Source organism: Halovenus anhuiensis, assembly GCF_037080055.1.
Lineage (GTDB): Archaea > Halobacteriota > Halobacteria > Halobacteriales > Haloarculaceae > Halovenus.
On sequence record NZ_JBAOJI010000022.1, the window covers coordinates 1 to 868 of the forward strand.

The 868-nt window shown below is 59.0% G+C and carries 1 protein-coding gene and 1 pseudogene; both read left to right on the plus strand.

The genetic code is table 11. The features are described 5' to 3' along the window. Window positions 1–331: TrkA C-terminal domain-containing protein (locus V8P86_RS18850; RefSeq protein ID WP_336328836.1), on the plus strand; the 331-nt coding region annotated here is incomplete at its 5' end. Window positions 332–396: 65 nt separating this feature from the next. Continuing rightward, a pseudogene (locus V8P86_RS18855) lies at window positions 397–795 on the plus strand (TrkH family potassium uptake protein); the annotation flags it as partial. Window positions 796–868: the final 73 nt, after the last annotated feature.

An 868-nucleotide genomic window follows, 5' to 3' on the forward strand; every position in this document is an offset into this window, starting at 1 on the left:
GGAACTCATCGCAGAGTATCTCTATCGGGCAGTGGCCCGACCAGCCATCGTCGATTACATGCGGATCGGTGAGGAGGCCGAAGTCTTCGAGATTACGGTCTCTGAGGGCGCACCGATTGCAGGGATGACGCTCAACGAAGCGGCACGGGAAGATCTGGTCCCGACCGACGTGCTCATCGTCGCAATTGAGCGGGAGGGAGAAGATCCGCCGATCACGCCGCGAGGGGACACCGAAATTCTCTCAGAGGACCTGCTAACGGTCTATTCCGCCTTCGGTGCGACCCCCGAACTGACAGATATCTTCGGACACTACGAAGACGATTCCCGATAACCTCATGAACAGACAGATGTCGCAGGCCTCGACCTCGATGACGGCTATTCAGGAGGGGTGAATTGATGAGAGTGAACACACACACGGTCGCGCGTGACGTTGGTCGCATCCTGCAAATGGTTTCGTTGATGTTAGTGATCTCACTGTTGATCGGCGTTCTCAACGGAGAGTTCTACACGATTCCAGCGTTTCTCCTGTCGGCGGGGATTGTGGCAGGCATCGGAACAATCCTCGCGCAGCGGTATCAGGACGCCAATCCGCCGGGGAAACTCGAAGCGATGGTGACGGCAGCCAGCGGCTGGGCCGCCACCGGCGTCCTCGGCGGACTCCCCTTCATTCTGATCGCAGCGACGATCCAGATCGACCCGTTCCCGGTGTGGGCCAACACCCCCCAAATGAATGATACCGTCGCCGTCTTTCTCAATCCGCTTGACGCCGTCTTCGAGAGCATGAGCGGCTACTCTCCTCGGCGAAGGCCTCCCGGAGCCGTTCGTACTGTTCGTTGCCGGTAGTCATGCGGATTATCGGGGCTGCGAG